Origin of the sequence: Brachybacterium sp. AOP3-A1-3 (assembly GCF_052378285.1) — a bacterium.
GTDB lineage: Bacteria > Actinomycetota > Actinomycetes > Actinomycetales > Dermabacteraceae > Brachybacterium.
Genome location: NZ_JBQSXM010000001.1, coordinates 222542 through 236379 on the forward strand (window position 1 = coordinate 222542; position 13838 = coordinate 236379).

Annotated in this window: 11 protein-coding genes; 8 read left to right on the forward strand and 3 right to left on the reverse strand. The window is 71.6% G+C overall.

Annotated features, from left to right (window positions below; genetic code table 11):
- Positions 1-8: 8 nt before the first annotated feature.
- From ACT3T5_RS01020 to ACT3T5_RS01045, 6 genes are all read left to right on the forward strand, one after another.
- On the forward strand, positions 9-974 hold the full coding sequence (locus ACT3T5_RS01020; protein WP_444576322.1) for a dihydrodipicolinate synthase family protein: 966 nt from the start codon (positions 9-11) through the stop codon (positions 972-974).
- Positions 967-1965: an ROK family protein gene (locus tag ACT3T5_RS01025; RefSeq protein WP_444576324.1), complete on the forward strand. Its 999-nt coding sequence runs from the start codon at positions 967-969 to the stop codon at positions 1963-1965. The genes ACT3T5_RS01020 and ACT3T5_RS01025 overlap by 8 nt, the downstream gene beginning before the upstream one ends.
- A gap of 11 nt (positions 1966-1976) precedes the next feature.
- The gene (locus ACT3T5_RS01030; protein WP_444593329.1) at positions 1977-2660 is read left to right on the forward strand and encodes an N-acetylmannosamine-6-phosphate 2-epimerase; all 684 of its coding nucleotides are present in this window, start codon (positions 1977-1979) and stop codon (positions 2658-2660) included.
- A gap of 124 nt (positions 2661-2784) precedes the next feature.
- Entirely contained in the window at positions 2785-3981 is a 1197-nt protein-coding gene (locus ACT3T5_RS01035; RefSeq protein WP_444593330.1) for a hypothetical protein, read from the forward strand.
- A gap of 79 nt (positions 3982-4060) precedes the next feature.
- Positions 4061-5275, forward strand: coding sequence for a sialidase family protein (locus ACT3T5_RS01040; protein ID WP_444593331.1), 1215 nt, complete (start codon positions 4061-4063; stop codon positions 5273-5275).
- The gene (locus ACT3T5_RS01045; RefSeq protein ID WP_444593332.1) at positions 5272-6399 is read left to right on the forward strand and encodes a sialidase family protein; all 1128 of its coding nucleotides are present in this window, start codon (positions 5272-5274) and stop codon (positions 6397-6399) included. The genes ACT3T5_RS01040 and ACT3T5_RS01045 overlap by 4 nt, the downstream gene beginning before the upstream one ends.
- 136 nt (positions 6400-6535) lie before the next feature.
- Here ACT3T5_RS01045 and ACT3T5_RS01050 read toward each other — a convergent pair whose 3' ends face one another.
- The gene (locus tag ACT3T5_RS01050) at positions 6536-9223 is read right to left on the reverse strand and encodes a S8 family serine peptidase (protein WP_444593333.1); all 2688 of its coding nucleotides are present in this window, start codon (positions 9221-9223) and stop codon (positions 6536-6538) included.
- Between the two features lie 223 nt (positions 9224-9446).
- The gene (locus ACT3T5_RS01055) at positions 9447-10295 is read right to left on the reverse strand and encodes a hypothetical protein (RefSeq protein WP_443350104.1); all 849 of its coding nucleotides are present in this window, start codon (positions 10293-10295) and stop codon (positions 9447-9449) included.
- Between the two features lie 118 nt (positions 10296-10413).
- On the opposite strand from ACT3T5_RS01055, the gene ACT3T5_RS01060 reads away from it, so the two are divergent.
- Positions 10414-11913 carry a DUF2079 domain-containing protein gene (locus tag ACT3T5_RS01060; RefSeq protein WP_444593334.1) on the forward strand — a complete coding sequence of 500 codons (1500 nt, stop codon included), beginning with the start codon at positions 10414-10416 and terminating at the stop codon, positions 11911-11913.
- Positions 11914-12106: 193 nt separating this feature from the next.
- The gene (locus ACT3T5_RS01065; protein ID WP_444593335.1) at positions 12107-12910 is read left to right on the forward strand and encodes a phosphotransferase; all 804 of its coding nucleotides are present in this window, start codon (positions 12107-12109) and stop codon (positions 12908-12910) included.
- A 72-nt stretch (positions 12911-12982) separates the two neighbouring features.
- Here the strand turns inward: ACT3T5_RS01065 and ACT3T5_RS01070 are convergent, their stop codons facing one another.
- On the reverse strand, positions 12983-13747 hold the full coding sequence (locus ACT3T5_RS01070; RefSeq protein WP_444593336.1) for a hypothetical protein: 765 nt from the start codon (positions 13745-13747) through the stop codon (positions 12983-12985).
- Positions 13748-13838: the final 91 nt, after the last annotated feature.

Below are 13838 nucleotides of genomic sequence, written 5' to 3' on the forward strand. Positions count from 1 at the left end.
ACTCCCCCATGACCACCACGCAGACCTCCGCCTCGACCTCCTCGACCGATCGCCTCACCGGCGTCGTCCCCCCGCTGCTCACGCCGCTGACGCCCGAGGGCGAGATCGACATGGCCTCCCTCGAACGCCTGGTCACCCACCTCCTCGAGGGCGGCGTGGACGGGATCTTCGCCCTCGGCTCGAGCGGCGAGGTGGCCTACTCCGATGACGCCCGCCGGGCACAGGTGCTCGAGGCCGTCACCGGGTTCGTCGCCGGCCAGGTGCCCGTCATCGCCGGCGTCATCGACATGCAGACCGACCGGGTCATCCACCACATGCGCGCCGCCGAGCGCTTCGGCCTGGACGGCTATGTCGTCACCGCGCCGTTCTACTCGATCACCGGTCCGGAGGAGATCGACACCCACTTCCGCACCATCGCCGCCGCGGCCGACGCCCCGATCTGGGCCTACGACATCCCGGTGTGCGTGCACACCAAGCTCTCCCCCGCGCACCTGCTGCAGCTCGGCACGGACGGTGTCATCACCGGCGTCAAGGACTCCAGCGGCGACGACGTCTCCTTCCGCCGCCTGGCCGCCATGAACCGCGCCGCCGGATCTCCGCTGACTCTGCTGACCGGCCACGAGGTCGTCGTCGACGGCGCCTACCTCTCCGGGGCCGCCGGCTCCGTGCCCGGCCTGGGCAACGTCGACCCCGCCGGCTATGCCCGCATGCACCGCGCCGCACAGGCCGAGGACTGGGCACTGGTTCGGCGCGAACAGGACCGCCTCGCCGCACTGTTCGAGATCGTCTTCCAGCCCACGGACAAGGTGGGGCCGGCCGCCGGCATCGGCGCGTTCAAGACGGCGCTGCGCGAGCTCGGCATCATCTCCACCAACAACGTCACCGTCCCGATGTCGCCGATCGAGGGCGAGGCCGTGGGCCGGATCCGCGCGATCCTGGAGCAGACGGGTCTGCTGAGCGGCGCCGATGCCTGATCCGATCCTCGCCCTCGACCTCGGGGGCACGAAGATCCGCGCCGCCCTGGTCCACGGGGCGGGTTCGAGTTCGGGTTCGGGTTCGAGTTCGGCCGACGAGGTTCTGCCGGGACCGCAGGTCGACCGCGTGGACACGGTTCCGACCCCGGCCCGCGACGGGGCCGAGGCGATCCTGGCCGCCGCCCTCGAGCTCGCCGAGCGCGTGTGCGGCGGGGCGAGGATCGCCGGCATCGGGATCTCGTCGGCCGGGGTGATCGACAGTGCTCGAGGCCAGGTCACCCATGCCACCGACTCCCTGAGCGGCTGGGCGGGGACCGACGTCGCCGGCCCGTTCGCCGCACGCTTCGGCGTGCCCGTCACCGTGCTGAACGATGTGCACGCCCACGGGATCGGCGAGGCGCGCTTCGGGGTGGGCCGCGGCCGCGGGTCCCTGCTGCTGGTCGCCGTGGGCACCGGGATCGGCGGGTGCCAGGTGGTGGGCGGTGCCCCGGTCCTGGGCGATCACGGAGCGGCCGGGCACATCGGCCACCTGGCCGTCCCGGGGGCCGAGGGTGTGCCCTGTCCTTGCGGACGCGTCGGCCACCTCGAGGGTCTCGCCTCGGGACCGGGCATCGTGGAGCTCGCACGCCGCCTGCGGTCGGAGTCCGACACGGGCGGCGAAGAACCTGCCTCCACGATCACCGACGGTCACGGGCTCGCCCGGGCCGTCCTGGAGGGCGATGCGGTCGCGCTCGAGGCGTACCGGCAGGCGGGATTCGCCACCGGCCGGGTGATCGGCGGACTCCTCAACGTGCTCGATGTCGAGGTCGTGGCCCTGACCGGCGGGGTCTCCGAGGCCGACGGGCCGTGGGCCGATGCCCTGCGCCAGGGCATCGCGCAGGACGCGATGGACGTGGTCGCGGCGACCCCGGTGCTTCCCGCGAGCGCCGGCACTCACGCAGCGCTGCTCGGTGCGGCCGCCAGCGCGCACGACGTTCTGCCCACCCGATGAAAGGCTTCCCCATGCATCCGTTGATCGCCCCGCTCGAGGGGTCGTTGATCGTCTCCTGCCAGGCCTACCCCGGCGAAGCCATGCGCGACCCCAGCACCATGGCCCAGATCGCGAACGCCGTCCAGACCGGCGGCGCCAGCGCCGTCCGCGCCCAAGGCCTCGACGACATCCGCGCCGTCAAGAACGCCATCGACATCCCCGTCATCGGCATCTGGAAGGACGGCACCGACGGCGTGTTCATCACCCCCACCCTCGACCACTGCCGCGCCGTGGTCGACGCCGGAGCCGACATCCTCGCCCTGGACGGGACCACCCGCCCCCGCCCCGACGGCCGCACCTTCACCCAGACCGTGCACGCAGTCCGCGAATTCTTCGACGGCCCCCTCATGGCCGACTGCGACTCCCTCGACTCCGCCCTGCTCGCCGCCGACGCCGGAGTCGAGATCATCGGCACCACCCTCGCCGGCTACACCCCCGCCCGCCCAAAAACCGACGGCCCCGACCTCGACCTCCTCCACGAACTCGCCGCTCGCCTGCCCGCCTCCAGCGTCCTGGTCGCCGAAGGCAGAGTCCACACCCCCGCCCACGCCGCCGCAGCCCGCGCCACCGGAGCCTTCGCCGTCGTCGTCGGCACCGCCATCACCCACCCCACCACCCTCACCACCTGGTTCCACCACGCCGTCACCACCGCCTGACCCACCCCGCACCAGCACTGCACCTGCACCAGCACCAGCACCAGCACCAGCACCAGCAAGAAACCCCCAGCAGCCCCACGAACCGTCGACCCCACCAGCCTGTCCCCGATGAGTGGAGAACCCCATGGCTCACGATCCGACGAGCGCCCCTCGGAAGCGTCCCCTGTCCTCCCCACGCCCGGACCCCTCGTCGGGCCACGGCGCCGAGCCCGGCGCTGGTGCGGAGATCGGGCGGGGCGCCCTGCTGACGGGGCTCGGGGCGGCCTGGCTCGGGCTCGCTGCGGCGCTGACTCCGTCGGCCGCCGTGGCCGGCCCGCCGGACCCTCGTCGGACCGACAGCTCCGAGACCCTCCCGGTCCTCGCGGCCGACGCCGACTGGGCCGAGGTCCTCGCCGCCACCCCGCAGATCCAGCTCGATCCCGCACAGCGCTATGTCCTGGACGCTCCCGTGGAGCTCCCCAGCGGGACCGTGATCGAGGGGCACGGCGCGACGGTGAGCGTGTCGAGCACCGGTCACGGAGCGTTCGTCATCGACCAGGCCGAGAACGTGACGATCCGGGGCGTACGGCTGCTCGGCACCGAGTCCCCGGCTCTCGACGTCCCGCTGGTCGTCGAGCACACGGCCATCCGCGCCCGTCGGGCCAGGAACCTGCGAGTGATCGACTGCGATCTGATCGGCTGGCAGGGCGCCGGGATCGCTGCGACCGGGGACGCCGCGGACGACTACTTCTCCTACGGACTCCAGATCACCGGAAACCGTGTCGAGGACTGCTACCTCGGAATCTCCACGACCGACCGCTGCGAGTACTCGGTGCTCGCCGCCAATGTCTTCACCACCTGTCGGTTGGCGATCTGGAACTCCGCCGGGAACTGGAACCTCACCGGCAACGTCATCGTCGGCTGCTACGGCGCCTACTATTCGATCGCCGCCACCAGCGCGTTCGGTGATCACGCGACCGACAACTGGAACCACGGCTCGGTCACCGGCTGCACGATGAACCACGCCAACGGCGGCTCACCGCGCCGTTGGACCGCGGAGCTCGCCTTCCCCATCGGCGACACCGTCCGCGACCCGGGCCCCGGGGTGGTCCTCGAGGGTGTGCTGCCCCCGACTTTCACGGGCAACACCCTCTGGTACACCGATGTCACCGCTCGGGACCTGCCCGCGAGCGTCTGGACCCTGACCGGCTGCACCCTCTCGGATCTGCGGATCACGCAGGACGGCGGTGCACCGGTACGTCTGGTCGGCCACCAATCCCACGCCGGCGAGGAGCATGCGCCGGTCCTCGTCGGCGACGCCGCCGACGCACTCGCCCCGTGATCCCGAGCCCGAACCCGAACTCGAACCCGAACTGACCCACCACAGACCGCACGACCCCACCACGACGAAGGAGTCCCTGATGGATATGACCCGACGCACGATGCTCGCCGGCACCGCCGGTCTGGCCGCCCTCGGTGCCGGAGCGGGCGGCGCGCTCGCCCTGCCGCCGACGAAGGACGAGGGCCGACGCCACGGCAGCTACGACGAGCAGGTCCTGGCCGCTCCCGGCGACTGGGACGTGGCGAACTTCCGCATCCCTGCGCTGGCCGTGGCCCCGAACGGGGATCTGCTGGCGGCGTTCGACAAGCGCCCGGTGCACGGCGATGCGCCTGCCCCGAACTCCCTGTGGCAGCGCCGATCCACGGATCGCGGCCGCACCTGGGGCGAGCCGACGGTGATCTCTGCGGGCAACGAGTCCGAGGCGCCCGGGGAGAAGACCGGCTTCTCGGACCCGTCCTACGTCGTGGATCAGGAGACCGGAACCCTGTTCTGCTTCTCCGTGTTCTCCAAGGACGTCGGCGTGTGGGACAGCGACTACGGCCACGACGACGAGGACCGCGGCGTGCTCAGCGCCGCCGTCGCCGTCAGCACGGATTCCGGGGAGACCTGGGAGCACCGGCTGATCACCGACGTGGTCAAGCCCGAGGACTGCCGGGCGACCTTCGCCTCCTCCGGCGCCGGCATCCAGCTGCGCTACGGCCCCCGCGCCGGCCGCCTCGTGCAGCAGTACGCCGGGTTCTTCCGCGGCGAGGGTGACGGAGATGCCGAGGTCGTCCAGGCGTACTCCGTCTATTCCGACGACCACGGCGAGACCTGGACGATGGGCACGCCCGTGGGCACGGCGATGGACGAGAACAAGGTCGTCGAGCTCTCCGACGGCACGCTCATGATGAACTCGCGGGAGAACGTGCGCACCGGGCATCGCTGGGTGGCGCTCAGCCACGACGGCGGCGAGACCTGGGAGGACCTGCACCGTGATCCGACGCTGGTGGATCCCGGGAACAACGCCCACATCACCCGCGCCTATCCCGACTCCCCGCAGGGCTCGCGGAAGTCGAAGATCCTGCTGTTCACCCACGCCGACCATGCCCCGAACGATCGGGAGAACGGCACGATCGAGGTCTCCGAGGACGACGGCGCGACCTGGAGCCGGAAGCGCGTCTTCCAGCCCGGTGCCTGCCAGTACTCGGTGCTCATCCCCAGCGGTCGCGGCGAGTTCGCGCTGCTGTACGAGGGCGAGGGCGAAGCGATCACCTTCGCCCGTCTCGACCTGGACTGGATCCTCTCGCGGTGATCTCCCTCGGCCACAGCCCCTCCCCGGTCCCTGAGGCGCCCCTGCCCCACTCCGTGCTCGCACGAGCCGGGGAGGGGCCCTGGCCCCGATACCGCATCGTGGGCCTCGCCCACCTCGGCGACGGGATCGTCCTCGCCGCCTTCGACGGCCGCGAGACCGGCCAGGACGTCCCCGATCCCACGGGTCTCGTGCAGCGTCGGTCCCTCGACGGCGGCCGCACCTGGGGCCCGTTCGAGAGCCTTCGGGAGGCGGACCGCGAGGGTCGCCAGTGGTTCTGCGACCCCAGCTATGTGGTCGATGCCGTCACCCGCGCGGTGCATGTGTTCCACACCCACGCCAAGGATCGCGGGGTGTGGGATGCGGCCGCCGGCACGGACGACTCGGACCGCAACGTGCTGGGCTCCGCGGTGAGCACGAGCACCGATCAGGGCCGTACCTGGACGCACCGCTCCGTCACCGCGGTCGCCTCCCCGCCGGAGCTGCTGCGCACCGCCTTCCCCACCTCCGGCGCCGGGCTGCAGCTGCGCCGCGGTCCTCATGCCGGGCGTCTCGTACAGCCCTACGCCGGCTGGTTCTGGGCCGACGGGGTCCCGAGCGATGACCAGGTGGTGCGCTCGTACTGCCTGGTCTCGGACGATCACGGTGCGACCTGGCAGCGGGGCGATCCGGTGGGCGAGGACACGGACGAGACCACGATCGCGGAGCTCTCCGACGGACGCGTGCTGCTGAACTCGCGCGACCATGCCCGCGGCGGTCATCGCCGGATTGCGGTCTCGGCGGACGGCGGCATGACCTGGGAGGACCTCGGCGTCGACGAGCAGTTCGTCGATCCCGGCAACAACGCCCAGCTGGCGCGCCGCTTCCCGGACGCGTCGCCTGAGGATCCGCGCGCGACAATGCTGCTGTTCAGCAACGCGTGGGACCGCTTCGCGCGGGTACGCGGCACCCTGCACAGCTCGGCCGACGACGGCGCGACCTGGCAGGAAGCACTCGTGTTCGAGCCCGGGCCGCTGGACTACTCGGTGGTCCAGGCACTGGACGACGACGCGATCGGGATCCTCTGGGAGATCGAGTCGCGCGAGATCCGCTTCGCCCGGATCGAGGCGGAGCAGCTGGACGGCTGAAGGCACGACGGCGAGGGCGAGGGCACGACGGCGAGGGCGGTGGCACCCCGGGATCGGGTGCCACCGCCCTCGCAGTGTCCATCCGGGCATCACGCCCGTCGGCGCCGTCCCTGCCGAGGGACGGCGCCGTTCTCGGTCAGCGGGCGTCGTCCTTGCCGCGTGCCGGGTTGTCGATCGTGAACTGCGGAGACGTGTAAGTCTCCCAGTGATCCGGGTTGGCCGGGTCGCCGAGGGGCCTGAGCACCCGCATCTGCAGCACGTAGTCGCCGTCCTTGACGGTCCGCACCCGCTCGTTCTTCAGGGTGTAGGTGCCGTCCCAGCCGTAGACCTCGGGCTCGGCGGAGCGACCGAGGTGATCCTCGGAGTCGATCAGACCGATGCTCGGGTTCACGACCCGCAGCTTCCCTGCCGGGTTGACCGAGTAGGCCTTCATCTCGAGCCGCTCGGCGGGGTAGGAGAACGCGTAGGCGAGGTACGGGATGTCCCCGTCCTGCATCGTGTACGTGCTCCCGCCCTCCGGGTCCAGCAGCACGCCGCCGTCGCCGTCGCTGACGCCGAGGGAGGGCAGGCCCATCCCCTGGTCGCTGAGGACGGGAAGCGCCTGGTAGTCACCGGAGAGGCCCGCGAAGGGAACCACGAGATCATCGTCGGCGCCGGTGAACGTCACCCAGCCGCCGTAGATGAGACCGTCCTCGCCGAAGTCCTCGCCGAGGGTCACCTCGACCTCCGAGGTGCCGCCGGCCGGGACGGTCACGCTCGACGCGGACGGCTCGGCGGTGCCCTCGGCCGTGTAGAACTCCGGATTCTCCGTCGGCGCGCCGGTGGCGACTCCGTGCTGGACGCCGATGTCGTAGGTCCTGTCGTCCTCGGAATCGTTGGTGACCTTCAGGGTGACCGTCTGCAGACCCTGCTCGCCCTCGCCGAGCGAGATCGAGGGGACCGAGATGCTGGTCGTGGTGTGCACGGCCTCGACCAGGTCGAGCAGGCCGGCGCCCTGCCGGTGGACCGGCTCGAGGTATCCCTGATCAGGCGCGAGAGACCAGGTCAGCGGATCCGCGGTGTTCATCATCGCGGTCTTCACGTCCTGCGGTGCGAGGTTGGGATGCGCCTGCAGGAGCAGCGCCGCGGCACCGGCGACGTGGGGAGCCGCCATCGACGTCCCCGACTTCGCGCCGTGCCCGCCCTGCTCGAGCGGGATGGTGGACCAGATCGAACCGCCCGGGGCGGCGATGTCCGGCTTGAGCTCCAGCTCGGCGGTGAGGCCGTAGGAGGAGAAGTCCGAGACGAGTCCGCCGGTCTCGTTCTCGACGACGGTGGTGCCCTCCTGCCAGGCCCAGGTGACGTCGCCCGCGGCGGCCGCCTCCTGGAGCGCGGTGCCGTCGGCCTGGGAGATCATGACCACGGGGATGGTGATCGCCGGGTCGCCCTCGACCGTGGGGTTCACCGTGCCGGGCGAGTTGTTGTACAGGATCACGGCGTCGTAGCCGGCGTCCTGGCCGGCGAGAGCCTTCTCGTAGAAGGAGCAGACGCCGCGCTCGACGAGCAGGGCCTGGCCGGCCCCGGCGGCGGGCGGGACCGCGTCGGCGGTGCAGCCCTGCCCGGCCTCGGTGCCCGGTTCGCCGGCGGAGATCAGCGCGAGCTCCCCCTCCGTGGGGGCGGCCGGGCCACCGGTGGCGGCGGCGTAGGCGCGATCGCCGTCGGCCGCGATGCCGAAGGGCGTGCGCATATGGGTGTTGTCGACCGAAGCGACGGTGATCGCGTCGGAGGCGACGCCGGGGGCGCCGCTCGAGAAGGTCCCGGCCGCGCCCTCGTTGCCGGCGGAGATGACCACGGTGACGCCGTTGGCGGTGAGGGAATCGGCCAGCTGCGCCGTGGGGTAGTCCTGCCAGGTCATGAAGCTCGCGCCGAGGGACATGTTCACCACGTCCGCGCCGTCGGTCAGCGCCTGCTCCATCGCCGCGAGGATCACATCGGTGCTGCTGGTGCCGTCGCAGCCGAAGATCCGGTAGGAGAGGAGGTCGACGTCGGGGGCGGCACCGATGACCTCGCCGTCCGCTCCGATGATGCCGGCCACGTGCGTGCCGTGGCCGCCGCAGTCGTCGGGGTAGGCATCGGGCACCGGGGGCTTCCCGGTCCGGGAGTCGTAGTCGTCGCCCACGTAGTCGTAACCCCCGACGACGCGATCGCCGGGGAAGTCGACCGTCTCGTCGTTCACGCCGGAGCCGCCGAGGTCGGGGTTGTTGTAGTCGATGCCGGAGTCGATCACGGCGACGGTGACGCCCTCACCGGTGAGGCCGTCCACCTCCTGCACCTGGTCCACACCGGTCATGGCGTTGCCGAACACGTCCTCCGGGCCGGCGTCCGCCGGCTCGGGCTCGGGCTGGGCCACCTCGAGCACCGGGTACACGGCCTCGACGCCGTCGACGGCGCGCAGCTTCGTCACGTCCGCATCGTCCATCGTCACCGCCATGCCGTTCCAGCCCTGGACGTAGGTCGCCTCGACCGTCAGCGGGATCGACGCATCGGCCGCACGGGTGCTGACCGTGTCCTGGGCGGAGACGTTCGCCGAGCGGCTGCCGCCGCGGAGCACGGGGTCGCCGGAGACCTCGACGAGCCACCGCCCCGGGATCGCGTCGGGCGAGGCATCGAGGACGTCGTTCGGCGTCGGGGCGGTCACGCCGAGGTCGGACGCGGAGCCGAGGGACTCGGGACCGCCGTCGGCGAGCGCCGGCGAGGCCACGAGGAGGCCTGCGACGAGGCTCGCGCCGGCAGCGGCCGCGAGCACTCCGCGCGGTCTGGGCAGGTGAGCGTGGGTGAGGGGCATCGAAGATTTCCTCCGGGGATGGGATGGGCGGTGCGCAGCGCATCATCGCGCCCGGTATCCCGGCGCGCACCAGCACCTGGCATCTCATCACGGCTGAGGCATCGGCGTGACCCCTATCACCGAAGTGATCGGACTGTGACAGTGCGCCTCGGGCCGCCGCACCGGCCGAGGGGCGGCCTGCGACGGATCCTGCAGTGCGATCTCCCGGGGATCCTGCGACCGATCACCGCCCGCGGAGGTGGTCCGGACGCTCCTCGTGCTCGCTCTCGTGGTGCAGGGTGATCTCCTGGAGCTCCGGCAGCTCGTAGTCCGGGCGGTCGAGGAGCTCGAGGGCCTCGTCCGTGCGCTCCTCCTCGTCCGCCACCATCACGCTGAGCATCCCGAGCCGACCCCCGTCGACCTGCAGCTCGAGCGAGAAGCGGAAGCCGTCCTCTTCGAAGCGGGCGGTGACCGGCCAGGTCTGATTCCGCGGCACGGCGAGACGCTCGGTCTGCTCGACGACGAGCGTCACGTCCCCGGGCCCGCTGTCGACCTCGACGATGCGGGCCGAGTCCAGCTGCGTGCGCAGCGCGGGGGCGCCGGGATGGTCGCCACCGTCGAGCGGAGGCTCGAGCAGCGCCGCGATCAGTGCTCTGACCTGCTCGGGCATCTCTGCCGGCTCCTGGTCGTCCTCGAACTGCCCGAGGTCGCCACCACGCTCGGTCCGCGCCGACGAAGGCACCAGGTACAGCGCCGCGGCGCCTGCCGCCCCGATCCCGGCCAGCAGCACCCGAGGTCGTGCCACCCCGAGACGGCGGAGCCCGTCCACGATCCTGCGATCCGCGTGCTCGGACAGGTCCATGAGACCCAGGGTGGCCCCTCCGGCGAGGAGTCCGTCGCGCGCCGGGTCGAGCAGCGCGCCCTCCTCGGTCGTGGTGTCGGCGACGAGCAGCCCGCTCACCACCGCCGTTCCCAGCCGGTAGGCGGCCCGGGTCCAGGGGCCGAGCCGACGGGGTTCGACGAGGCTGAGAGCCCCCACGGCGCCCGCCGCAGCGGTGAGTCGGAGCATTCGGCCAGCACAGTGCGAGGTCATGCGCGGATTCTATGGTCTGCACGGGGTTCGGCTGACGGGCGCTCACGAGGTGGCGGCGGATCCCTTGTCGGCACCTTTGATGTCCGCCCCGCACGCGCGTGCCCGATACCCTCGCCCCGTGACCCCCGACGCCGCTCCCCCGCCCGCGCGCCGCCGCGCCGCGGGGCCGCAGGGGACGACCGCGCCGCGGGGGAAGCGCGTGCCGCCAGGGGATGGGGCGCCGGAACGAGGCCGGGGAGCACGCACCCGCGCGATCATGCCGCCGCTGCTCGCCGTGCTCGCGACCCTCGCCTACGGGGTGCAGGGCACGCTGCAGTTCCGGAACCTCACGGCACGGTCATGGGACCTGGGGATCTTCACCCAGCTCGCACGCGCCTACGGGGAGCTGCGCGCGCCGATCGTCCCGATCAAGGGCGACGACGTGAACCTGCTCGGTGACCACTTCCATCCGATCCTGGCGCTGCTCGCCCCCGTGTGGTGGGTGTGGCCGTCGGGCGAGGCGCTGCTGTGGACCCAGGCGCTGCTGCTGGGGATCTCCGCGATCCCGCTGACCCGCCTCGCGATCGATCGTCTCGGTCCCGGGCTCGGCATCCTCGCGGGCGGGGCGTATGTGTTCTCCTTCGGGCTGCAGTCCGCCGCGTCCGTGCAGTTCCACGAGATAGCGTTCGCCGTGCCGCTGCTGGCGATGTCGCTGACGGCCCTGCTGCGCGGCCGGGTCCCCGCCGCGGTGCTGTGGGCCGCTCCCCTGGTGCTGGTCAAGGAGGACCTCGGCCTCACCGTCGCCCTGCTGGGAGTGATCATCGCGCTGCGGAACCGGGGCGACCGGGAGCATCGCCTGCTCGGATACGCCCTCGCCTGCTGGGGCGCGGGCTGGTTCATCCTGTCGACCTTCGTGATCCTGCCGGCGCTGAACACGGCCGGGCAGTACGACTACACCGGCAACCTCGGCTCGCCGCTGGATGTGTTCTGGCCGGGGGCGAAGTGGGGGACGGTGCTGATGCTGCTGCTCGCCGCCGGGGTCATCGGCGCCCGCTCGCCGCTGATCGCCCTCATGCTCCCCACGCTGGCCTGGCGCTTCACCGGCACCGTCGAGTTCTACTGGGGTTGGGGATGGCACTACGACGCCGTGCTCATGCCGATCGCCCTGGCCGCGCTGCTCGATGCCCTCGGTGACCGCCGCAGCGGCCGGGCCACCGCCTGGCTGCGGCGCGACGCCCCGGTCCCGGTGCGGCGCATCCGGGTCACCGCGGTCGCGGCCTCCGCGGTCGTCACGCTGATGCTGGGCGGGACGATGCCGGTGCTGGACGTCGTGCGGCCCGAGAGCTGGGAGCCGACCTGGCGGGCCCCGTACGCCGCCGCCGCGCTGAACGCCGTGCCCGATGGCGACGTGCTCGCCGTCGACATCACCCTCATGGCCCAGGCCGTGCCCGACCACGACGTGCAGTGGATCCACGGCCCCAACACCAGAGTCCCGGACTGCGTGCTCAGCGACGTCTACGCGTTCTCCTGGGCCGATCAACCGCCCGCGGACATCGCCGACTGGTCGCAGGAGACCTGGGGGAACGCCTTCGAGACCGTCTACGACGACGGCGGGTTCAGCGTGGCGTGTCGGGTGTAGCGCTGCCACGCATCAAGAGGTCGGCCGCCGCGTTCGGTGCACGGTGACGAACGGAGTCCATGGGCTCGCCGTCCGTTCCCGCACCCGGGCACGAGTATTCGATCGCCACCGAGTCGGTGCCCGCATACGCTCGGATCCTGGAGCCGACGCAAGCTCCCTGAGCCCGAAGCACGTCCCCCCGAACGGAGAACCTGTGGCCGACGAATTCGTCTCGGTGACCTCGAAGAGCGTGTCGCGCGATCGGCGGGACTGGTCGGCCACCGTGCATCGGCTGCTCTCCCATCTCGCCGGCGCGGGACTCGACGGCCTGCCGATCCCGCTCGCAGAGCAGTCGCCCGAGCTGGACGAGGTCAGCTATGTGGAGGGCGCCACGGCGATCGATGTGGTGCTGAGCCGCGCTCAGGTCGAATCCTTCGGCCGCCTGCTGCGCTCGCTCCATGACGCCGGCGCAGACTTCGACGCTCGGCCCACCGATGTATGGCAGCCGTTCGAGTTCCGGGCATCCGCCCCGGACCCGTTCAGCGAGAGCACCTTCCTCTCCGAGATCGTGATCGGGCACGGAGACACCGGGCCCTGGAACGTCCTGGTGACCTCGGCGGAGTCCGTGTCCTTGATCGACTGGGAGTTCGCGGGGCCGATCGTGCGACTCGACGAGATCGCCGCCACCTCCTGGCTGGCCCTGCGATTCCACGATCCCGAGGTCGACGCGGTCGCTCCGCTGACGAACCTCGAGGAGAAGGTCGAGCTGCTGTCCGCCTTCCTCGACGGCTACAGGCTCGATCGCACGCTCTGGCCCGCCGTCGTGCGAGGCATGAGCGACTACGCGATCCGCGATACGGCGTACGAGGCCATACGCCTGAGCATCTCGGCGAACGATGCCCCGGCGGATGATGCCCCGGCGGACGATTCTGCGCAGTGGCGGCTGGCCTGGCGTTCACGCAGCGCCGCATGGATCATCCGGCACCGTGCCGAGATCCTTCATCTGCTGGGGGTCTGACGGCCCCTGGCCGCAGCGCCCTGTGTCGAGCTGACCTCAGCCGCAGCCGTCGCTTCGACTGGCGGTGCTCGATCAGGTCGCCGAGGTGGAGGAGCTATCGGTTGCGGTGGGTTGATCCGAATCGGGCGGGCTGGAGGTCGTCGGCCCCTCGATGGGCGTTGTCTGTTCGGGGTCGTCCGTCGCCGTCGTCGAATCGGTCGGCGAATCTGTCGTCGGTTCCGTGGGCGGATCAGTCGCCGGATCGGTGGTCGGGTCTGTCGCAGGATCCGTGGTCGGCTCCGTCGTCGGGTCAGTGGTCGGGTCGGTCGGGCCGGGTGTCGAGCCGCCGCCGCTGCCCTCATCTCCGTCGTCCTCACCGCCGGAGCCGCCGCTCGGAGGCGAGTCCTGGTGGTCGGTCGGTGGAGCAGGGTCGACGGGACCGGGGTCGACAGGAGCGGAATCTTCCGTCAGCTCCTGCGTTGTGGGCTCGTCCGCAGTAGGTTTCTCCGACGTCGGGTCCGGGTCTTCGTCATCCGGCGCCTCGGACGTCGGCTGCTCCGTCTCCGGGGCCGGCGAGTCCGACTCGGAGGTCGGCTCAGCGGTCGTCGGCTCAGCGGTCGTCGTCTCGGGGGTGACCGTCTCGGGCGTCTCCGTCGGGGCGCTGTCGGCGCCGCCGCCGTCGGACGCCATGACCGCGTGGACACTGGTCGCGTTGCTCTGCCCGTCCCCGGCGAGCGCGGCCAGCGGCCCGACACCGGCGATCCCGAACCCGGTGAAGGCAGCTACGGCGGCGACGCTCGCAGCGGCCAGGGCGATCGACACCCGAGGCGTCGAGGCCTGCGGTTCCGTGCTGCGCACGCCCGTCACCCGTCGACGCATGATTCCCCCTGTGCAGATCCGCAGTGCAGCGCACCAATGCCGTGCATCTGTGCAGTCACGATCGGTCGCG

Coding starts and splice junctions, on each gene's coding strand:
- ACT3T5_RS01050 (WP_444593333.1), bottom strand. CDS start 9,223: ATGCCCCTCACCCACGCTCACCTGCCCAGACCGCGCGGAGTGCTCGCG.
- ACT3T5_RS01030 (WP_444593329.1), top strand. CDS start 1,977: ATGCATCCGTTGATCGCCCCGCTCGAGGGGTCGTTGATCGTCTCCTGC.
- ACT3T5_RS01025 (WP_444576324.1), top strand. CDS start 967: ATGCCTGATCCGATCCTCGCCCTCGACCTCGGGGGCACGAAGATCCGC.
- ACT3T5_RS01035 (WP_444593330.1), top strand. CDS start 2,785: ATGGCTCACGATCCGACGAGCGCCCCTCGGAAGCGTCCCCTGTCCTCC.
- ACT3T5_RS01040 (WP_444593331.1), top strand. CDS start 4,061: ATGGATATGACCCGACGCACGATGCTCGCCGGCACCGCCGGTCTGGCC.
- ACT3T5_RS01055 (WP_443350104.1), bottom strand. CDS start 10,295: ATGACCTCGCACTGTGCTGGCCGAATGCTCCGACTCACCGCTGCGGCG.
- ACT3T5_RS01020 (WP_444576322.1), top strand. CDS start 9: ATGACCACCACGCAGACCTCCGCCTCGACCTCCTCGACCGATCGCCTC.